This is a genomic window from Thermococcus sp. LS1, from assembly GCF_012027395.1.
In the GTDB taxonomy this organism is placed as follows: domain Archaea; phylum Methanobacteriota_B; class Thermococci; order Thermococcales; family Thermococcaceae; genus Thermococcus.
The window spans coordinates 1-20378 of the sequence record NZ_SNUJ01000006.1; the positions used below are offsets into that span (position 1 = coordinate 1).

General features: G+C 53.3%; 20 protein-coding genes. 11 read left to right on the forward strand and 9 right to left on the reverse strand.

The genetic code is table 11. The annotated features are described in order from the left end of the window. Positions 1-391 precede the first annotated feature (391 nt). The gene (locus E3E26_RS10635) at positions 392-1621 is read right to left on the reverse strand and encodes a transglutaminase domain-containing protein (RefSeq protein WP_167901301.1); all 1230 of its coding nucleotides are present in this window, start codon (positions 1619-1621) and stop codon (positions 392-394) included. A 62-nt stretch (positions 1622-1683) separates the two neighbouring features. Further along, positions 1684-2976, reverse strand: coding sequence for an asparagine--tRNA ligase (asnS, locus tag E3E26_RS10640; protein WP_167901351.1), 1293 nt, complete (start codon positions 2974-2976; stop codon positions 1684-1686). Between the two features lie 240 nt (positions 2977-3216). Here asnS and E3E26_RS10645 point away from each other — a divergent pair, with 240 nt between their 5' ends. Beyond that, positions 3217-4479, forward strand: coding sequence for an amidohydrolase (locus E3E26_RS10645; protein WP_167901302.1), 1263 nt, complete (start codon positions 3217-3219; stop codon positions 4477-4479). Here E3E26_RS10645 and E3E26_RS10650 read toward each other — a convergent pair. Both E3E26_RS10650 and E3E26_RS10655 read right to left on the reverse strand, forming a co-directional pair. Next, positions 4460-4873, reverse strand: coding sequence for an NfeD family protein (locus E3E26_RS10650; protein WP_167901303.1), 414 nt, complete (start codon positions 4871-4873; stop codon positions 4460-4462). The two genes, E3E26_RS10645 and E3E26_RS10650, sit on opposite strands and share 20 nt — an antisense overlap. A gap of 19 nt (positions 4874-4892) precedes the next feature. Next, positions 4893-5849, reverse strand: a complete 957-nt coding sequence (locus E3E26_RS10655) for an SPFH domain-containing protein (protein ID WP_167901304.1) — start codon at positions 5847-5849, stop codon at positions 4893-4895. Between the two features lie 114 nt (positions 5850-5963). Here E3E26_RS10655 and E3E26_RS10660 point away from each other — a divergent pair, with 114 nt between their 5' ends. The 7 genes from E3E26_RS10660 to ndk all read left to right on the forward strand — a co-directional run bounded on the left by E3E26_RS10660 (position 5964) and on the right by ndk (position 11037). Continuing rightward, entirely contained in the window at positions 5964-7856 is a 1893-nt protein-coding gene (locus E3E26_RS10660) for a phosphoadenosine phosphosulfate reductase family protein (RefSeq protein WP_167901305.1), read from the forward strand. A 26-nt stretch (positions 7857-7882) separates the two neighbouring features. After that, on the forward strand, positions 7883-8755 hold the full coding sequence (locus E3E26_RS10665; protein ID WP_240911730.1) for a winged helix-turn-helix domain-containing protein: 873 nt from the start codon (positions 7883-7885) through the stop codon (positions 8753-8755). A 41-nt stretch (positions 8756-8796) separates the two neighbouring features. Further along, the gene (locus E3E26_RS10670; protein WP_167901352.1) at positions 8797-9405 is read left to right on the forward strand and encodes an HVO_0476 family zinc finger protein; all 609 of its coding nucleotides are present in this window, start codon (positions 8797-8799) and stop codon (positions 9403-9405) included. Positions 9406-9564: 159 nt separating this feature from the next. Next, entirely contained in the window at positions 9565-9936 is a 372-nt protein-coding gene (gene rpl7ae / locus E3E26_RS10675; RefSeq protein ID WP_167901307.1) for a 50S ribosomal protein L7Ae, read from the forward strand. A 78-nt stretch (positions 9937-10014) separates the two neighbouring features. Beyond that, on the forward strand, positions 10015-10227 hold the full coding sequence (locus E3E26_RS10680) for a 30S ribosomal protein S28e (RefSeq protein ID WP_012571913.1): 213 nt from the start codon (positions 10015-10017) through the stop codon (positions 10225-10227). Between the two features lie 5 nt (positions 10228-10232). Continuing rightward, positions 10233-10436, forward strand: coding sequence for a 50S ribosomal protein L24e (locus E3E26_RS10685; protein ID WP_167901308.1), 204 nt, complete (start codon positions 10233-10235; stop codon positions 10434-10436). A gap of 88 nt (positions 10437-10524) precedes the next feature. Then, a complete protein-coding gene (gene ndk, locus E3E26_RS10690; RefSeq protein WP_167901353.1) occupies positions 10525-11037 on the forward strand; it encodes a nucleoside-diphosphate kinase in 513 nt (170 codons plus the stop codon). A 2-nt stretch (positions 11038-11039) separates the two neighbouring features. Here ndk and E3E26_RS10695 read toward each other — a convergent pair whose 3' ends face one another. After that, positions 11040-12002: a hypothetical protein gene (locus tag E3E26_RS10695; protein WP_167901309.1), complete on the reverse strand. Its 963-nt coding sequence runs from the start codon at positions 12000-12002 to the stop codon at positions 11040-11042. Between the two features lie 101 nt (positions 12003-12103). Between E3E26_RS10695 and infB the strand changes: the two genes are divergently transcribed. Further along, positions 12104-13897, forward strand: coding sequence for a translation initiation factor IF-2 (gene infB, locus E3E26_RS10700; protein ID WP_167901310.1), 1794 nt, complete (start codon positions 12104-12106; stop codon positions 13895-13897). A 3-nt stretch (positions 13898-13900) separates the two neighbouring features. Here the strand turns inward: infB and rlmD are convergent, their stop codons facing one another. Next, entirely contained in the window at positions 13901-15160 is a 1260-nt protein-coding gene (rlmD, locus tag E3E26_RS10705) for a 23S rRNA (uracil(1939)-C(5))-methyltransferase RlmD (protein WP_167901311.1), read from the reverse strand. 135 nt (positions 15161-15295) lie between these two features. Beyond that, entirely contained in the window at positions 15296-16516 is a 1221-nt protein-coding gene (locus E3E26_RS10710) for a PLP-dependent aminotransferase family protein (RefSeq protein ID WP_240911731.1), read from the reverse strand. A gap of 68 nt (positions 16517-16584) precedes the next feature. Between E3E26_RS10710 and gyaR the strand changes: the two genes are divergently transcribed. After that, positions 16585-17589 (forward strand): glyoxylate reductase, encoded by a 1005-nt coding sequence (gene gyaR, locus E3E26_RS10715; protein ID WP_167901355.1) that lies wholly within the window; start codon positions 16585-16587, stop codon positions 17587-17589. A gap of 74 nt (positions 17590-17663) precedes the next feature. Here the strand turns inward: gyaR and E3E26_RS10720 are convergent, their stop codons facing one another. Beyond that, positions 17664-18377, reverse strand: a complete 714-nt coding sequence (locus E3E26_RS10720) for a DUF72 domain-containing protein (RefSeq protein ID WP_167901312.1) — start codon at positions 18375-18377, stop codon at positions 17664-17666. A 99-nt stretch (positions 18378-18476) separates the two neighbouring features. Here E3E26_RS10720 and E3E26_RS10725 point away from each other — a divergent pair, with 99 nt between their 5' ends. Further along, positions 18477-20057 (forward strand): dihydropteroate synthase-like protein, encoded by a 1581-nt coding sequence (locus tag E3E26_RS10725; protein WP_167901313.1) that lies wholly within the window; start codon positions 18477-18479, stop codon positions 20055-20057. Positions 20058-20084: 27 nt separating this feature from the next. On the opposite strand, the gene E3E26_RS10730 is transcribed toward E3E26_RS10725, so the two are convergent. Continuing rightward, positions 20085-20378, reverse strand: coding sequence for a DUF3216 domain-containing protein (locus E3E26_RS10730; protein WP_167901314.1), 294 nt, complete (start codon positions 20376-20378; stop codon positions 20085-20087).

Sequence of the window (20378 nt, forward strand, 5' to 3'; positions counted from 1 at the left end):
TCTCAACACGTCGGGAAGCTTTGCTTCCCACGAAGCGTTGACGGAAAAATTGCGTGCGATTCTGACGTGCTTGATTCTCGAGTGGGTTTACTCTTCAATTGCTGGTTTTACAGTGTTTCACTCTCCACAAGGCGTCCTTCGGACGCCAGAAGAAAGTGAAACCACTTAAAGGAACCATTCTTGGGGTTAAACACTCCTCCTAATGGCAATTCTTGAGAATGCACGCTCTCATCTCAGCCTTTTTGAAGGGAAAGGGACTCTTTTGGTCAAGCTTTTTGAAAAAGCCTGCTTTAGGGGGTCATACAGTCCCGTTTTCTTTAAAACTCCGGGACTAACGCGCCCCACCCCCAAACTTAGCCTTCGCGACGTTTTAATCTTGGACTATCGGGAATTAGTTCTGGGCAAACTTAATTTTGCTAATCTCGTTTAGGAAGATCAAAGAGAGCCAAACAAGAATACTGACACATCCCTTGATGATAGTTCCTATCCATGTTGGATAGGACATATGAAGGACATTGCGACTCACCATTATTGTCTTGTGGTATGTTTTATTTTCATTTAGAACAACATATTTCTCAGCATACAATGGGATAATTCCATCGCTTTTTGCAACTAATGTATAAGCTCCACCTCCAAGTTCTATGGTGCATTTCCCATTGTAGTCTGTTTTGCATATTAGTCCAGTAAATCTACCATCTTTAAAATAGTTATGAGAGAGTACGTAAACTTTAATATTTGGGAGAGGATTCTTGTTAGTATCAACAACATTGATATTTAATGTTGCGGTCTTAGTGTATCTGGAGGTTATATCAACTTTTGAGCCATTGGGATATATTGCGTAGACATAAGAGAGGGCCTTGCCCCATTTATCTTCATAAATTGAGGGAGAAGCGTTAAATATGCCTGCAGATGGGTCTACCACTATCCATGTCCCATTTATTAGAACTTCATCCCATGAATGATCCTCTCCAAGATTGTGTACCATTCTCACGGTTAAATTGGCATATTCTGCCATTCTCATAAACAACATTGCATATTCTCTACATGCACCACATTTTTTGCTCCCAATGATATCAACAACACTGTAATTTTCAATCCTCATACATATAAACCAACCATAATGTTTGCTGTGATACAACGCTACTGAGCCAATGAGGGGGATACTAATGTCGCTAAAATATGTATTTTTCATAGTGGCATGGACATATTCAAAGATAACCTCTGCTTTTTCATAGTCCGTTAAGTTTGGCGGTACTAGGTTTAATGTTGTGTTGTATAACTCTTCACGACTTCTGTGCTCCATATCTGTAAGTAGATATCCAGATGCAAGAGGGGAAAATAATGGACTCACAAGGATCAAAAGAAGTACGAGATAAAGAGGCCTAAATAATTTGATTTCAAGATGAATTCTTGACTGTTCTAGGATTTGGTGGGAATTTTGTTTGAGTATGTCCAACGCCCGAATAGACAAGACCAACCACAGCATCGAAACTCCAATTATGTATATTCCGCTTCGGACGTATGAGAAATGCACAAACAGTAGAAGGAATGCTATGAGCAATAGCACTATTGTAGTTTTCTTTGCTTGTTTAATAGTGAGAGTTATTACTCTGTCGTGCATGATTTAATCTCGAGAGTTTTTAGGACTTAAAATTTTAGGCTAAAAATAAAAAGAAAAGCTCCTCACGGATACAACCTACTGGGCGTCCTCGGGAAGAGCGTGGCCCAGCGGACGTGGTCAAGCTTCAGCACCCAGGCGACGAGCCTCTCCAGGCCGAGGCCGAAGCCGCTGTGTGGAACGCTGCCGTACTTCCTCAGGTCGAGGTACCACTCGTAGTCCTTGGGATCCATGCCCTCGTCGAGAATCCTCTGCACGAGCTTGTCGTAGTCGTCCTCACGCTGGCTTCCACCGATGACCTCGCCGTACCCTTCTGGCGCGAGCATGTCTGCCGCGAGAACCTTCCTCGGGTCCTCCGGGTCTTCCTTCATGTAGAAGGCCTTGATGTGCTTCGGATAGCCGTAGACGAAGAACGGGCTCTCGAACTCCTGCGTTAAAATCCTCTCCTCGTCGGCGCCCATGTCCTCGCCCCACTCTATCTGAACGCCCTTGCTCTGGAGTATGTCTATCGCCTCGTCGTAGCTTATCCTCGGGAACGGTGGAACCGTGTTCTTGAGCGTCGTTAAGTCCTTCCTGAAGGTCTCGATGTCGCTCCTTCTCAGCTCAAGCGTCCTCTGCACCATGTAGCTGACGAGCTCCTCCTCAACCTTCATGATGTCCCAGAGGTCCATCCAGGCAGCCTCAAGCTCGAGGTGCCAGAACTCTGTGAGGTGCCTCCTCGTCCTGCTCTTTTCAGCCCTGAAGCTCGGCGTGAGCGACCAGACCTTCTCGAGGCCGAAGATGGCCGCCTCGAGGTAGAGCTGGGCCGACTGGCTCAGGTAGGCGTAGCGGTCGAAGTACTTGAGCTTGAAGAGCGTTGCGCCGCCTTCAACAGCTCCAGTGACGAGTATCGGCGGGAAGACCTCGTACCAGCCGTCCTGGAGGAGCCACTCGCGAGCGGCCTGCATCATGGTTGCCTTGACCTTCATTATGCTCGCAACCTTCGGCGAGTGAAGGTGCAGGTGTCTCACGTCGAGCAGGAACTCGTCGCTCGCGTCCTTCGTTATCGGGAAGAAGTCCACGTTCTGAATGACCTGAATCTTATCGGCCTGGACTTCCACACCAGTCGGAGCCCTTGGATCGGCCTTAACAACGCCCTCAATGATAACGCTCGACTCAATTCCGACCTTCTTGGCCTCGGCGTAGGCCTCTTCGCTCAGCTCCTTCTTGAATATCGTCTGAACTATTCCGCTCGAGTCTCTAAGCACTATGAAGACCTTCTTTCCGACTTCCCTCTTTCTGTAAACCCATCCGGCGAGCTTGACGCGCTTACCTTCCATATCGGGTCTAACGTCCGCGCAATAAATCTTATCAATCATCATTACCACCTCCAGAGGCTTTGAAAGGGGCTTTATAACGGTAGCGATTCCAGACTACCCACGTTAACAGAAGAGCGTCAATTTATCCACGGCTCAAGGGCGGTTATTCCCTTCCTTATCATCAGTATCGGCGGCATGGCTCTACTTTCCCTTTTCGGCATTTAAATCCTTTGGGCGATTTTATGTCGTTGTGTCAAAATTTTTAAGTATCCAGATGGCAGATATCCAAAGGGTGATGGGATGTTTGCGCTCATTGGTACCCTGGTTGATGCTGAGAAGGTTCTGAAAAATCATGCAGTTTTGGTGGATGGAACCGAGGTAATCAACGTTATTCCCAGAGATAAGCTTGGGGAATACGAAGTTGATGAAATCTACGGCGGCGATGGTTACCTCGTTCTGCCGGGTCTAATCAACACTCACACCCACGTGGCCATGGCCAAACTCCGCGGACTTGGCGAGGATCTGCCAATAGAGCGCTGGCTTAAGGAGGTAATCTGGCCCACTGAGCTCAACTGGACGTCCGAGGAAATCCGCCGCTGGGCGCTCCTTGGAATGGCAGAGGCTTTGGCCAACGGCTCCACAACGATAAATGACCACTACTTCTTTGCCGATGAGATAGCCAGGGCCGCTCGGGAGCTTGGAATCCGCGCCTTCATCGGGCAGACTGTGATGGACCTGGTGGATTTTCCCATCGCGGAGCCTGAAAAGGGCTTCAAATTCTTCAAGCACTGGGAAGGAAAAGACGAACTCGTCAAACCCACTTTAGCTCCCCACGCAACGAATACAGTCTCACTTGAGCTCATGCGCGAAATCGGTGCCTTTGCCCGCGAGAGAAATGCCCTACTTCACGTTCACCTCTCCCAGAGCAGGGAGGAAGTCAGGGCCGTTAAGGAGCGCTACGGACTCGCTCCCGTGGAATACCTTGCTGAGGCCGGCGTTCTCCATGAAAACCTCATCGGCGTGCACGGGATATACTTGAGCGAGGAGGAGGTTCAGCTCTACTCCAGGAGCGGAGCCACTCTCGTCCACTGCTCCCTCAGTATGGCGAAGCTTGAGGCAAGGATAGCTCCGATAATTGAGCTTTACGAGGCAGGGACGAACATAGCGCTGGGCAATGACTCGCCAAACCCCGTTGGCGTTATGGACATGTTCACTGAAATGCGCTTTGCGGCCGTGCTTAACAAGGTCTGGCGGAAAAGGACGGACGTGGCCAGCACGAGGGAAGTTTTCAGCTGGGCCACCGTTGGTGGAGCCAGGGCTCTGAAGCTTAAAGCCGGGCTGATAAAACCCGGCTATCTCGCCGACCTTGTGCTCATAAACGCGAGGAAGCCGCAGTTCCTGCCCGGGGAGAACGTTTACTCTCATCTCGTCTACTCCACAAGGGGAAGCGACGTCGAGCTTGTGATAGTGAACGGGGAAGTAGTCTACAGAAACGGCGTATTCACGAAGCTTGGAAAAACGCTGGAAGAATTATGGGAAGAGCTCAGACCTTCCGAACGATGAGCTTGACGCCATCAACGTTGATGACCTCGACGATGTCCCCTATCTTCAGCCTATCCTCGCTGAGGGCTATCCACTTATCGCCCTCGAGCTCGACGAGGTAGTGCTCCTTTCCGACCTCGACAACCTTTCCCCTTTTACCTTTGAGCTCGAAGGTGTACTTCGGCTTTCCGACGTCCTGGACGTCCCTCTTGATGTACCTCCCGATGACCATGTAGGAAATCACTGCCGCCACGAGTGAAACGACGAAGGACTCTGTGAAGCTCCAGCCGAAGCCGAGGAGCAGCCCGAGGACGGCGAAGGCAACGCCTATTGGAGTGATGAAAGCAGTGACCATCATGTCGAGCACTATTATCAGCAGCCCCAAAATTAAGAGGGAGATGGGAAGGGCATCCATAGCTTCTCACCGTTGGCCGTTAGCCCATAATGTCCTTAAGCTTTTCGAGGTCGGGGTCACTTGAGCTTTCGGTTCCCTCGACGGGTTTCTTCTCGTTTTTTGGTGGCTCTGGCAGGGGGGTATCTTTAACCTTCTGGAGGATTCTCAGGAGGCCTATTAGCGCCTCGGTGTCGTACGGGACGATGAGGTTGCCGTACTTGGCCAGTTCGGGCATCTTCTCGATGTACTGGAGGGTTAGGTACTTCTCATCCGCCATCTTCAGCGCCTCAAGGACCTTCCTTATGGCCTCGGCCTGACCCTCGGCGATGAGTATCTGCCTCTGCTTCTCACCCTCTGCCTTGAGTATCGCCGCCTGCTTCTGTCCTTCAGCCTCTTTGATGGCGCTCTCCTTCTTACCCTCTGCGAGGAGGATCATGGCCCTCTTCTCACGCTCGGCAGTCATCTGCTTGGCCATTGCCTCCTGGATGTCCTTCGGCGGGTCAATCCTCTGTATCTCAACGCGCGTTATCTTGACGCCCCAGCGGTCTGTTATCTTGTCAAGTTCCTCACGGAGGCGGGCGTTGATAATGTCCCTGCCGCTGAGCGTCTCGTCGAGCTCCATCTCACCGATTATTGCACGCAGGTTTGTCTGGGCGAGCTTGACGATGGCCAGGAGGAAGTCGCTGACGTTGTAAACGACCTTAACAGGGTCGAGAATCTGGTAGTAGACGACGGCATCGACGGTGACGACGACGTTATCCTTACAGATGACCTCCTGGGGTGGGACATCCACGACGTGTTCGCGCATGTCCACAACCTTTACTCGCTCCATGAAGGGAATTATGAAGTGTATCCCTGGCTCGAGGATTCTGTTGAACTTTCCGAGCCTCTCGACGAGGCCCTTCTGGTACGGCCGAATTACCTTGACGCTCAGCAGGAGCATTATCAAAAGAAAAACTCCCAGAATCAGCAGGGCGGCACTTGCGAAGGCCGGCATTACTATCGCCTCCAGTTAGTTTTCAAACTAAAAAGAATAAAACTCTTTATAAGCATTTCTGTTGAAGGACGACTTTATAAACCCCTCCACCTTCTGGAGGTCAGGTGAGAGAAAATGGGAAGGCCAGTCTTCCTCGGTAAGGCTTACATTCACTGGTGTGGAGAATGCAACGTCCCGCTCATTGACGAGAGCTGCGCCGTTCACGGAAAGGAGAGCGTTTTCCGCCTCAACATCACACCTCCCGGCGACCTGCGCTTTGCTTTCGAGAGGGACATCGAGTTCATACGCTCGATCTTCAGGGAGCACTACGGGGTCGATGTCGGCGAACTCTTTGACAGAAAGGTGGTTCTCCTCAACAAGACGCCCGGAGAGGACGACGCCTACGAGATAATCGTCGACGGCTACGTTTTCGGCTGGATACGCTTCGACCCAATCGAGCTCCGCTGGAAGCCAGGCTTAAAGGCTGAGGGTGCAATCGCCCTGTGGAAGCGCTTCGGGAAGAGGATGAAGAAGTGGATAATCGTTGATGAGGGTGCGATAAAGCCCATCTTAAGCGGCTCCAACCTCCTCCCGGTTGGCATCCTGGAGGCCGAGGAGAGCATCAAGGTCGGCGACGACGTGGTTCTCATCTCACCTAGCGGTGAGGTCGTGGCGACGGGTATAGCAAAGAAGGATTACAGCTCGCTGATCGCCAGGGAGCGCGGAACAGGTGTCAAAGTCAGAAGACAAAAGAGCGTGAACTACCGTGAGGGAAGAAAGGCCATGATGGAAGATGTCCTCCGGGCGAACAGCATCGAGCTCGAGAAGAAGGTGGCGGAAGCGAAGCGCTTCATGAGAAAAACTGCCATGCGCTACTCTGACCTGCCGATAGCGGTGGCTTTCTCTGGCGGAAAGGACAGCCTCGCCGTTCTCGGCCTTGCTTTGGAGGAGTTCGGCGACGAGGGCTTCACAGTCTTCTTCAACAACACGGGCATAGAATTCCCCGAAACGCTTGAATACGTTGAGGAGCTCAGGAAAGAACTCGAGCCGAAGGGGATAAAGTTCGTCGTTGCAGATGCTGGAGACGCCTTCTGGAGGGCACTTCACGTCTTCTCGCCGCCTGGAAGGGACTACCGCTGGTGCTGTAAGGTCACTAAGCTCGGCCCGATAACGATGGCGATAAAGGAGAACTACCCGAAGGGCGTCCTGATGTTCGTCGGCCAGAGGAAGTACGAGAGCATAAAGCGCTTCAAGCAGCCCAGGATATGGAAGAACCCCTGGGTGCCCAATGAGACTGGTGCCTCTCCGATATTCCACTGGCGCGCTTTGGAGGTATGGCTCTACATCTTCTCCAGGAAGCTGAAATACAACCCGCTCTACGAGGAGAGACTCGATAGGATAGGTTGCTTCCTCTGTCCGAGCTCGTCTCTGGCAGAGATCTACACGCTGAAGGAGGAGAAGCCCGAGCTCTGGGCCAAGTGGGAAAACGAGCTGGAGCGCTGGAGGAGGCGCTTTAACCTTCCTAAGGAGTGGATAACCTACGGTTTCTGGCGCTGGAAGAAGCTGAGCAGGGGCGAGAAGGCGATAGCAAGAGAGCTCGGCATTGAAATTTCGGAGGAGCGCTCCTGGGAGCCGGTCAAATACACCATCGAGGAGGAGGACAGTGTCTTCACGGTGCGCTTTAACACGGTGGTCAACCTTAGGAGGATTAAGGAAGTCGCTCCTATCCTCGGCGATGTTGAGGAAGGCGAAAACTACATAAGGGCGGGGAAAGTTACATTTAGACCAGATGGCGCCTATACCGATGACTTCAACGAAGCCCTGCAGGCTTACTATCTCGTTAAGAGGGCCTACGAATGCGTTGGCTGTGGTGTCTGCGTGGGCAAGTGTCCTGAAGGAGCACTCAGCATAGATCCCGTGAGCAAAAAGATAATGGTGAATCCCGAGCTCTGCATCCACTGCAGGGAGTGTATGGACGTATGCCCGCTCCTGAAAATCAAAAATCCCGAAGAAGGAAGCCAGCTCTGATCGGGCTATTCCTGACTCTCTTCATTTTGGCAGCGTCCCTGGCGGGCGGGCAGACCTATGACTATGAAATAAACGCCTACGCAGTCTATTTTGAGGTCATCAATCCGGACGATATTAAGGAAACTATAGAGATAGACCTGACCTCGCATACAAACCTGAGCCAGTACGTTATCTACACGGACTACCCGGTTGATAACCCGAGCGCCATTGTGGAGTTGGGCAACAGCGTTGAGACAATAAACGTGACCGTCAGAGAGGTGCTCGATGGGACCAACGCGGTCTACCTCAACTTCCCGATGCTTAAACCTGGCCAGAGCGCCAGAATAAAGCTTACCTTCGAGACAAGAGGGATGATAAGTGAGGCCGATGGTAAGGAGCAGTTCACATACTACATCAAGTTCAGCCAGCCAGTTGGGGTTTTCCACATGCAGCTGCTCGTTCCTAAGGGCTACGCGATTCTCTCGCCGATAATCCCATCTCCGGACAAGGTCGAAAGCTCCACCAACAGGCTTCTCCTCGAGTGGACGAGGAATAACATTCGTGCGGGGGACGAGTTTTACTTCATCGTCGGCTTCTCTGGCGAGATAAAGATCGAGAAGCCTTCGCCGCTGACTTACCTTGTCCTCTTCCTCGCAGGCCTGCTCCTTGGCGCCAGTGGTGTTTACGGCTACTTCCTTTACAACGAGCGGAAGCGTGAGAAGGAGATGGAGTTCCTGAGGAGCGACGAGGAGAAGATACTGGCAATCCTCCGTGAGGGTCCAGTTCTCCAGAGTGAGCTCGCTGAAAAGCTCGGCGTTTCCAAAGCGAAGGTCAGCATAATCCTCAGGGAGATGGAGGAGAAGGGCCTCATCACGCGCGTGAAAGAGGGCAGAACCTACCGCATCTATATCAAAGAGTAGCTTTATAAACCGCTCCTCTCTTCTTCCCACTGGTGAGAGACATGGAGGAGTACTTCATCTGTCCTGAGTGCGGTAGCGATGACGTTGAAGTCATCAAAGAGAGAGGAAGGGAGCTTACCCTTCGCTGCAACGAGTGCGGCAACGTGTGGATCATAACGCTTCCCAAGATCGTAAAGGTTCCGCTCATAGTTAGCAAGCACGAGAGGAGCTTCAAGACCTTCGCGGAGCTCCCGGAAGGCGAGGAAATCAAGGTCGGCGACATAGTTGAAACCGAGGATGACGAGGTTAGAATTACCGGCATAGAGCTCGAAGGCGATAAGCGGGTGAATAAGGCCAAGATAGGGGAGATTAAAACGCTGTGGGGCGAGAGTTTAACCTATCCGAAGGTCATCAAGGTCTCCATCTATCTGCCGAAGGGAGTAACGCAGGCCTTCAAGGTTAAGGTGCCGCGCGATGAGGAGTTCGTCATCGGCGAGGTTCTCGAGGTTGGCGGCTACACATTCAAAATAGAGAAGATAAAGACGGAAACCAAGATGCTCCACCACGGCAAGGCCAGGGCTGACAAGATAGTCGCCCTGATGGGGCATCACATACCACGTGCCCACGCGAGGAGGAGCTTAGAAATCTACCGCGGCTATGATGAGAGCTGAGCTTTTCCTTTTCCTGACTCCCGGATGATGAGCTTGGCCGCTGCTGATGGCGGCCGTTTCGTTCTGCCTTTCCCGCCGGCTATCGAAATCCTTTTAAACCATCGCCCAGAATTGAGCACGCAAAACTCGATGAACGATGAGGTATCGGAGGGATGAAGGATGGCGAAGCCAAGCTACGTCAAGTTTGAGGTTCCAGCCGAGCTTGCTGAGAAGGCCCTTGAGGCTGTCGAGCTCGCTCGCGACACCGGAAGGATAAGGAAGGGTACCAACGAGACCACCAAGGCCGTTGAGAGGGGCCAGGCCAAACTCGTTATCATAGCTGAGGACGTTGACCCGGAGGAGATCGTTGCCCACCTCCCGCCGCTGTGTGAGGAGAAGGAGATCCCGTACATCTACGTCCCGAGCAAGAAGGAGCTCGGCGCTGCCGCTGGTATTGAGGTTCCAGCTGCCAGCGTCGCCATCATCGAGCCCGGTAAGGGCAGGGAGCTCGTTGAGGAAATCGCTATGAAGGTTAAGGAGCTCATGAAGTGAGCTCCTTTTCCTCCTTTCACTCACGGAAAGGTTTAAGTTCATCTCTGCGAGTGGATTTTTAGATAAGGGGTGTGAGAAATGAGCGACGAAGGATACCCAGCTGAGGTTATTGAGATCGTCGGCAGGACCGGCGTTACCGGTGGCGTTACTCAGGTCAAGGTCAGGGTTCTTGAGGGCCGCGACAAGGGCCGTGTCATTAGGAGGAACATTAAGGGCCCTGTCCGCGTCGGAGACATAGTCATCCTTAGGGAGACTGAGAGGGAAGCTAGGGAGATCAGAGCCAGGAGGTAATCGCGATGGCCAGGTGGAACGTCTGCTCCTACTGCGGAAGGGAGTTCGAGCCGGGAACCGGCAAGATGTTCGTCAGGAACGACGGCAGAGTGCTCTTCTTCTGCTCCAGCAAGTGCGAGAAGTACTACTTCATGGGCAGGAACCCGAGGAAGCTCAAGTGGACCAAGGCCTTCCAGGAGGCCCGCCTTCAGAGGGCCAAGAAGAGGTGATTTCTTTTTCTTTCGTTCCCTTATTCTGCCACACGTCCTTCTCCAAAAAGCCTTTTAACCGTGCCGTCAACTACTTCTGGTGTTGCCAATGGCGGACAAGAAGATAGAGCGCACCCTGGTTATCCTGAAGCCCGACGCCGTCGTTAGAGGCTTGATGGGTGAAATAATTTCCAGATTTGAGAAGAAGGGTCTGAAAATCGTCGGAATGAAGATGATATGGATTACCCGCGAGCTGGCAGAGAAGCACTACGAGGAGCACAAAGGCAAGCCCTTCTTCGAGCCGCTGATTGACTACGTAACCAAGGCTCCGAGCGTCGTCATGGTCGTCGAGGGCCGCTATGCCATAAGCGTCGTTAGGAAGATGGCAGGAGCAACCGACCCGAAGGATGCCGAGCCAGGAAGCATAAGGGGAGACTACGGCCTTGACGTTGGCGACGCCATATACAACGTTATCCACGCCAGCGACAGCCCGGAGAGCGCAGAGAGGGAAATAAAGCTCTACTTCAGCGAGGACGAGATATTCGAGTACTGGAAGGCCGCCGACTGGTTCTACCACACCCACGCCAGGGCAAAGACGGAATACATGGACAAAATGGAGTGACTTCAGACCTTCTTCATTCTCTTTTCCACGTTTGACATCACCATGACTTCATCGCGCTTCTTGTCGGCCCTTGCCAATGCCACTGCCTTCTTGAGCGTTCTCTCAAGGACATCTTTTCCGAGCTCTTTCGCGACGAACCTGTCTGTCTCTGCCCTAACCTTGGTGATGTAAGCCATGTCTATGCCCCACGAAAGGAACCAGAGAAATACTGCTGCCCCAAGCTTCGTGAGATCCTCTTCAACCTGACTTACTATCATTGCCGACGCCAGGAAGACCAGAAGGCCGAGGATGATGTGCCTCAGCGGAACACCCCGCTTCTCAATGTATGCGACTTCGAGTGTCATAGCTTTTATCTCGTCTGGCTCGAAATCGAGGAGCTTTTCACCTATGAAGAACCTTCTGCCAGTAAGCAGAGCGGTGAAGCAGTTCCTGACGAGGTAGGTTTCTTCGACCTCAACACCGTACTTTCTCAGAAAGCCCCGGATCCAGCCGAGTTCGAATTTTTCAGCCCCAGTCATATTGAGAATCATCTCCCCCTGGTTCTTCAGCGTCCAAACTCCGATGATGATGTAGAGAACTGCGTAGATTGCCGTGAGAGCAGGGTAGTACGCAACCGAGATGAGCGAGATGAGAAGTGTAATCTTTGAGGCGTTCATGAACCACGAGGAGGCACGGTGGAGAGTCATGTTCCCTTTCCTGACGAGGATGTAGGCGATGAGGTAGGATATGTAAACCGAGAAGAACAGTGCCAGACCGATTTCTCTGCGGTAGGAGAGGTCGCCGGGGATGTAGGTGCCCCTGATTGGATTCAAGGTCCCAAAGAAGAACGCCCAGATCAGAGTCAGGGTCATAGAGAGCGAGAGCCCGAACAGAGATGCCCTGAACCTGTTTCTCCGCCAGATGATTAGAGCCAGACCAAACCCAACGAGCGCCCAAAGGGGTGCCGCCAGTAGTTCTGTCAGCATTTTACCACCCTCTTCTGGAATTACCACTCGGACTTTTAATCCTTCCGCCCGAACGAACCCTTTAAAAACTCACGCCGGAGTATCTTCCAGAGGTGAGGGAAATGAAGAGGATTAGACAGCCGATCATAGCGGTTCTCGGTCACGTTGACCATGGAAAAACCACTCTCCTTGACAGGATCAGGCGCACAAACGTCGCCGGCAAAGAGGCCGGCGGAATAACCCAGCACATAGGTGCAACCGAGGTACCGATTGAGACGGTCAAGCAGCTTGCCGGTCCGCTCATCAAACTCTGGAAGGGCGAGATAAAGCTCCCTGGTCTGCTCTTCATCGATACACCCGGTCACGAGGCATTCACGAGCCTGCGCGCGAGGGGTGGTAGCCTCGCTGACCTTGCCGTCCTCGTTGTCGATATAAACGAGGGCTTTCAGCCGCAGACTATAGAGAGTATCGAGATCCTCAGGAAGAACAGGACGCCATTCATCGTTGCAGCCAACAAGATAGACAGGATCAAAGGGTGGAAGATTGAGGAGGACGAGCCTTTCCTCGTGAACATCAAGAAGCAGGATCAGAGGGCCCAGCAAGAGCTTGAGACCAAGCTCTGGGAGCTGATAGGCAAGTTCTACGAGATGGGCTTCCAGGCGAACCGCTTTGACCGCGTCCAGAACTTCACCCGCGAGCTGGCGATAGTACCAATCTCGGCCAAGTACGGCATAGGTGTCCCCGAGCTTCTCGTCCTTATCGCGGGTCTCAGCCAGAAGTACCTGGAGGAGAAGCTCAAGATTGAAGTTGAAGGCCCGGCACGCGGCACAATCCTCGAAGTCAGGGAAGAGATTGGTCTCGGAACTACAATAGACGTCATAATCTACGACGGAACGCTCCACAAAGATGATACAATCGTCGTGGGTGGCAAGGACAAGGCGATAGTGACGAAAATCCGTGCTCTTCTCAAGCCCAAGCCCCTCGACGAGATACGCGACCCGCGCTTCCGCTTTGACCAGGTTGACGAGGTTACAGCTGCTGCGGGTGTCAAGATAGCCGCTCCGGGCCTTGAGGAGGCTCTTGCAGGATCGCCGGTCATCGCCGCCCGCTCCGAGGAGGAGGTCGAGAAGGCCAAGCAGGAGATACTCAGCCAGATACAGAGCGTTGTCATAAGCACCGGCAAGGTCGGTGTGGTAGTCAAGGCCGATACCCTCGGAAGCCTCGAAGCCCTTAGCAAGGAGCTCCAGGAGAAGAACATCCCAATAAGGAAGGCCGACGTCGGGAACATCAGCAAGACCGACGTCATGGAAGCCCTGAGCGTCAAGGACGAGGATCCAAAGTACGGCGTCGTCCTCGGCTTCAACGTCAAGGTGAACGAGGACGCTGAAGAGGTTGCTAAGGCCAGGGGCGTGCCCATATTCACAGGCAACATCATCTACAAGCTCATCGAGGACTACGAGGCCTGGGTCAAGGCAGAGGAGGAGAAGAAGAAGCGCGAGCTACTCAGCAAGGTCACCTTCCCGGGCGTCATCAGGCTCTATCCTGACGAGCGCTACGTCTTCAGGAGGAGCCATCCCGCGATAGTCGGTATCGAAGTCGTTGAGGGCAGGATAAGGCCCGGCGTCACGCTCATCAAGCAGAACGGCCAGAAAGTTGGAGTTATTAAGTCCATCAAGAACCGCAACGACTTCGTGCAGGAGGCCAAGAAGGGCGAGGCGGTGGCAATAGCCATCGAGGGCGCGATAGTCGGCAGGCACATCCACCCCGGCGAGACGCTCTACGTTGACTTAAGCAAGAACGATGTCATAATCCTCGCAAAGCAGCTCAAGAACGAGCTGGACGAGACCGACATAAAGGCCCTAAAGATGACGGCGAAGGTGAAGGCCCAGCAGGATCCGTTCTGGAAGGCGGTTTGACCTCTACTTCTTTTCTAACATTATTACCGCCTCAACGTGCGGCGTATGCGGGAACATATCGACCAGAACGGCCTCCTCGACATGGTAGGCCCTCTTTAAGTGGTTCTCGTAGTCGAGCCTGAAAGCCTTTGGGTTACAGGAGACGTAAACGACCCTCTCAACGCCGCTTTTAATCAAAAGTTCTCCAGCTTCCTTCAGCCCCCTCCTCGGCGGGTCAACTATTACAGTGTCGTAATCGCCGATTGGCGTTTCCTCAGCTCGGCCGATCTTGAAGACGGCATCAACCCCATTCAGCTCGGCGTTTTTTCTCGCCATCTCCACCGCGAAGGGATTCAGCTCGACGCCCTCAACGGTAAAGCTCCTCTTCGCCAGCCAGACGCCGAAAGTTCCGACGCCAGAATAGAGGTCAAGAACTCTCTCCCCATCGGCGAAGCCCTCGACGGCCTTCAGCAGGAGAGCTAAGGCGTAGCTGTTGGTCTGGAAGAAACTGTTTGGATGGATGAGATACACTACGTCCTTAATCCTCTCTCGGATGTAAGGTTGGCCAGCTATAAGCCCCGGCTCTCCCTTCGGATCGTCCCTCTCATCGGCTTTGAAGCTCCAGTAGAGGGAATCCGCGAAAGAGAAGTAGTCCCTAAAGGTCTGCAGAACCTCTCTGGTGGGTTGAACGTGGGTTATAAGGTTCACCATAACCTCTCCCGTGAACTTGCCCTCCTTAATCTGGAGATAGTGAACGTCGCCCCTCTTTTTCCGCAGGTCCCAGGGCCTTAGGCCGCTCTCCTTGAGGAAACCTCTGAGGGCATTCAGATACTCGCGCGTCCTCTTCGAGAAGATTGGACACTCCACAGAATCCACGACGCCGAGCGGGTTTCCGTACTCTTTGAGGCCGATTCCAGCGGTTGTAACGATGAAGTTGCTCACGTTCCTGAAGCCCCAGATTTTGGGAGAGCCCCTTACATCTGCGCTTATCCCTGTTATCCGCTCGAAGAGTTCCGCTTTAAACCTCAGCTGCTCCTTGTACTTCATTCCCTGCCAGAGGCAGCCGCCGCATCTCCCAAAGTGAGGGCATCTCGGAATTTGCCTCAGCGGCGAGGGTTCGAGAAGCTCAAAGTCTGTTGCGATTCTCCTTCCGAAGCGCCGTTTAGTTCGCTTCACCAAGATGTAATCGCCTGGGTAGGCGAAGGGGATGTGGATAATCCTGCCATCTATCCGGAGGGTGCCCAGACCTTCCTCGGTGAAGTCTTCAACTGTCGCTTTAATCATGTAGTTCGTTAATTGGAGCAACTTTAAGAAAGTTTGCCCGATGCTCACGTTCGGTTAGCAAGAAGTGAAGCTACGTGATGATGTTCCACAAGGGAAGGACGATATGGGACTTCGATTGAAAAAGAAAGTGGAGGGTCAGAACTTCTCGCGGTAGAGCTCCGCAAGCCTCTTTATGCCTTCCTCTATCTCCTCTTTGCTCGGCCTTGAGAAGTTTAGCCTTATGGCGTTGCCGCCGCTCTCGTCCGTGTAGAAGGGCTTTCCTGGAACGACAACGACTCCTTTCTTTTCCATTAGCTCGCCCGCAAAGGCCATCCCATCGGCTCCCTCAGGCAGGAAGAGCATTACGAACATCCCTGCTATTGGCCTCGTGAACTCAGCGTCGGGCAGGTTCTCTTCAAGGGCATTCAGCATCGCGTCCCTCTTTTCCTTGTAGCCTGGAAGGCCCTTCTTCAGGTGGTACTCCTCGAAGTAGCCCCTCTTCAGATATTCGAGCGCGATGTACTGGGAAATCGTCGGTGCGCAGAAGTCAACCGGGGACTTCTCCATAAGTACCTTCTTCCCTATTGCGCCTCCGGTTATGAGCCACCCGATCCTGAAGCCCGTTCCCATGACCTTGCTGAGCGTTCCGGCCACAATTACCCTGCCATCCCTGTCCATTGCCTTGAGGGGTGTCGCTTTACCTTCGTAGCGCATGAAGTTGTATGCTGCGTCCTCAACGATTAATAGGTCGTGCTCGCTTGCTATCTCGAGGAGGGCCTTTCTCCGCTCCTTGCTCATAGTCACGCCCATGGGGTTCTGGCCGGTGGGTATGGTGTAGATGAACTTGACCTTCTCCCCCCTGGCTTCGAGCTCCTTGAGCTTCTCCTCCAGGAGGTCAGTCCTCATGCCGTTTTCGTCCATAGGTATTCCCACGATCTTTGCACCCAGCTGCTCAAAGGCAAGGATGCTGTTGATATAGCTCGGATTCTCGGTTATGACGATGTCGCCCTGGTCTATGAGCACCCTTCCGAGGAGGTCAAGGGCGCCGGTGCCACCTACGGTTATGATAATCTCCCCAGGGGATACTTTGTAGCCCTCGTACTTCTCAAGGAACTTCGAAAGCTCTTCTCTGAGCTCCGGAATCCCGTTCGCTGGGGTGTACATTACCGAGGCTGGAATGTTTTCGAGAACTTCCTTCGCAAGCTCGCCCAAAACGCTCCTCGGGATGAGGTTCGGGTCGGGGTCGCCTGCTGAGAGGGAAATGAGTTCCCTTCCCTGCGCTCTAAGCTCGGCGGCTTTCTTCATAACGTCAGCAAGGGCAGAGCCCTTAATCCAGTTGGCCCGTCCAGCCAAAAACTTCACGTCCTTCATAGCCATCACCCGATAATGATATTAGCATTGAGACTTATGTCTAAAGGCATATTTAACGTTTCCAGGTGGTGGATATGAAGCCAAAGATACTAATCACAAGGAAAATCCCCAAGAACGGAATAAAGATGTTGAGGGAGCACTTTGAGGTCGAGGTCTGGGAGGACGAGCACGAGATTCCAAGGGAAGTCCTGCTCGAGAAGGTAAGGGACATCGATGCCTTCGTTTCTATGCTGAGCGAAAGGATTGACGCGGAGCTTTTCGACGCGGCACCAAGGCTCAGAATCGTCGCCAACTATGCAGTGGGCTACGACAACATCGACGTTGAGGAAGCCACCAAACGCGGCATCTATGTCACCAACACGCCCGACGTTCTTACCAATGCCACCGCAGACATGGCCTGGGTTCTCCTCCTGGCAACGGCAAGGAGGCTCATTGAGGCAGACAAATTCGTCCGCTCCGGCGAGTGGAAGAAGCGCGGTGTTGCCTGGCACCCACTGATGTTCCTCGGTTACGACGTCTACGGCAAGACCATAGGAATAGTTGGCTTCGGCAGAATCGGTCAGGCGATAGCGAGGCGCGCTAAGGGCTTCGGGATGAGGATACTCTACAACTCCCGCACGAGGAAGCCAGAAGTTGAGAAGGAGCTCGGCGCTGAGTTCAGGCCATTGGACGAGCTCTTAAAGGAGAGCGATTTCGTTGTCCTGGCCGTTCCACTGACCAAGGAGACCTACCACATGATAAACGAGGAGCGGCTGAAGCTGATGAAGCCGACCGCGATACTCGTCAACATAGCGAGGGGAAAGGTCGTCGATACGGAGGCGCTCGTCAAGGCCCTCAAGGAGGGCTGGATTGCTGGAGCTGGCTTGGATGTCTTCGAGGAGGAGCCCTATTACAACGAGGAGCTCTTCAGCCTGGATAACGTCGTTTTGGCCCCGCACATCGGTAGCGCCACCTACGGCGCGAGGGAGGGAATGGCAGAGCTCGTGGCGAGGAATTTAATAGCCTTCAAGAACGGTGAAGTTCCGCCGACGCTGGTCAATAGAGAAGTTTTAAACGTCAGGAAGCCAGGATTTGAATAAAGTGGAGAGGGAATCCCCGGCGATGATGACCCCACCCTTGGCTGACCCATGATGAGCTGGACCCGTGCCTGAGCCTAGAGCATTGCCTTGAAGCGCTTCGCATCAGTGCACATGTTCGAGTTGTTGAAGTACACGAAGCTCTCCTCCCTGTTCCACCCGATAACCCTTTCCCTTATTTTTCCCAGCTCCTCATCCGTGTAGGTGTGGCTGTAGACTATCCTCCCTTTCTCGTAGCGCCCGTGGAGGCGGTAGTAGTTCACATCGCTGTGGTGGAGCGGAATCCTCACGAGAGGGTCTGTGACGTCTATAACGTCGAACTCCCGGACAAACCGTTTAACTCCCTCCTCACTCCAGCCCCTGAGCTCAACGGCTATCTCAAATTCGCCCCTATCGATCATCGAGAAAAACCTCTCGGCGTTCTCAAAGCTCTCTTCGTTCTCCTTGAAGCTCCTCGGGAGCTGGATGAGTATGAAGCGCGCGCCGAGGATCTCTGCCTCCCGAAGGGTAAGCCTCCAGAAGTGAAGGACGTCGCTCGTCGGCCTCAGAAGGCCGACATCTTTGCTCGGCCTCACGTTGCTCCTCCTCCAGGTGGGGCTGTTCGGAGAATGGGTGACTCCCTGAAAGGCCTTCATCGAGAAGATGAACCCTTCCGGCGCTTCCTTCCGCCAGCGTTCTAGGGTCTTCTCTTGGAGAATACGGTAGAAGGTCTGCTGTATCTCAACCGTGTCAAAGTCCTGAAAGTACCTCGCCCTTGCCTCGCAGAAGCCGCAGGTCCCCACGTGGATCATAACATCACCGGAGAGAATTTGTCCCGGGAGCATTTAGCCCTTTCGTGAAGGCAAAGTTTGTACGAAAGCTCTAAATAGCGGGAACGCCAATCTCCGACCATGAGCCCTCCCGAGCGAATCCTCCTCGTCACCGGCAAGCTCGCCGAACCGCTTGTTCGAAAGTACGGTAAGGGCTGCGACGTTTTCGTTACGCCTGTGAGCGTAGCGGCTTTTCTGACTCCCGAGATGATAGTTCGCTATCTGAAGAAGGCTAAAATCAAAAGCGAGGAGTACGACCTTATTCTCATTCCTGGCCTCGTGAGGGGCTCGACCCAAGAAATCGAGGAAGAGCTTGGCATTCCCACATTCAAGGGACCGAGGAACGCGATGGACCTTCCTCAGGTGCTGAAGGCGGTAAGAGAAGGCTTCAAGCTGAGCAAAGAGGTTCCGGCGGATGACCTCTTCTCCTTCGATGCTCTAAAGCGCGTTGAGGACATAAGGAACCGGACGAGAAACAAGCGCTACATAGAAGAGACCCTCAAAAAGCCCTGGAACGTTCTCATTGGCAACCTTCCTGCTGGGAGGGACTTTCCCACCAGAATCCTCGGCGAGGTCGTCGATGCCCCGAGGCTGGGCGTCGAAGGAACCGTGCAAAAGGCCCGCTACTACCTCCGTGAGGGGGCGGATATAATTGATATCGGCATGATCGCGGGCGAGACGAACCTTGACTTCGTCGAGCTCATCCCCGAAATACGCGAGAGGCTGAGGGAGAATGGGTTCGACGTGCCCATAAGCTTCGACTCTCTAAACACCGCTGAAATCGAAAGGGCTCTCGATTACGCTGATCTGTTCCTCAGCGTGGATGAGAGCAACCTGGAGAGCCTTGTTACCGATAAGCCCGTCGTTCTCATCCCTACCAACCAGGCGAAAGGGTATTTTCCAACAAGACCCGCGGAGAGAGTCGAATTTCTTGAGGGGCTTAAGGCCAGGGCCCTTGATCTGGGTTACAAAACGATAATCTCGGACCTAATCCTGGAGCACGTGCCTCACCTAGCGCGCTCGATAACGGCCTTCCAGCTCTACCGTGAGAGGAACCCGGACGACGTTCTCCTTGCTGGCGTCGGAAACGTCGTCGAACTCTACGACGCCGACAGCGTCGGGATGAACGCCCTTCTTGCTGGAATAGCCAAGGAGCTCTCTATAGGCCTTCTCCTAACGACGGAGACAAGCGCCAAGGCCAGGGGCTCAGTAAGGGAGCTGAGGAGAGCCCTGGACATGAACCTCTTTGAGATGCCAAAGGACCTCGGCTTTGACCTGCTGATACTCAAGGAGAAGAGGGGCAATGACTGGCGCTTTGAGCCTGCCAAAGAAATCGTCAAGGCAGAGGAGAGGCCAGTTGAGCTCGAACCCGTTTACTTCCGCATCTGGCTTGAAGATGGGAAAATATGGGTGAACGCTCACCACGGAACAGAGGCCCTCTTAACCATCGTCGGAGACGAGCCGAACGCGATAATCGACACAATTCTTGAGCGCTTTGAGATAAGTCAGAGGCACGCCTTTTACCTCGGCAGGGAGCTGGAGAAGGCTTACGCCGCGCTGAGACTGAGGAGAAGCTATGTCCAGGAGGTCGAGCTTTTTAAGGACTTCTACTTACAGAACAAGGGAAGTGATGAGCGGAGCTCTCCTGAGGGCTCCCGATGATGACTACAGCCAGGGCTGATAAAATCCTTAGCCCTCGAAAATCGGTGGCTTCGCCTTCCTGAACTGCTCGTCAAGCTCTGCTCTCCTTGCACTGACCCTTTCCAGGAGTTTCACAACCCTCTCATCGCCAGGATACTTGGCCCTTAGGCTCGTCAGTATGCCCTCGGCAAAGCCCAGTATGGAGACTTCTATGAACTCTTTCCCCTTCTTGCTCTCCAGCCCTTCATTAAGGGCCACGAATGAATCTATCCTCGCTATCAGCCCCTTTTCACCGAGCTCTTCACAGAGCTTCTTGAGCTCCTCAATCTCCGGAACGTTCAT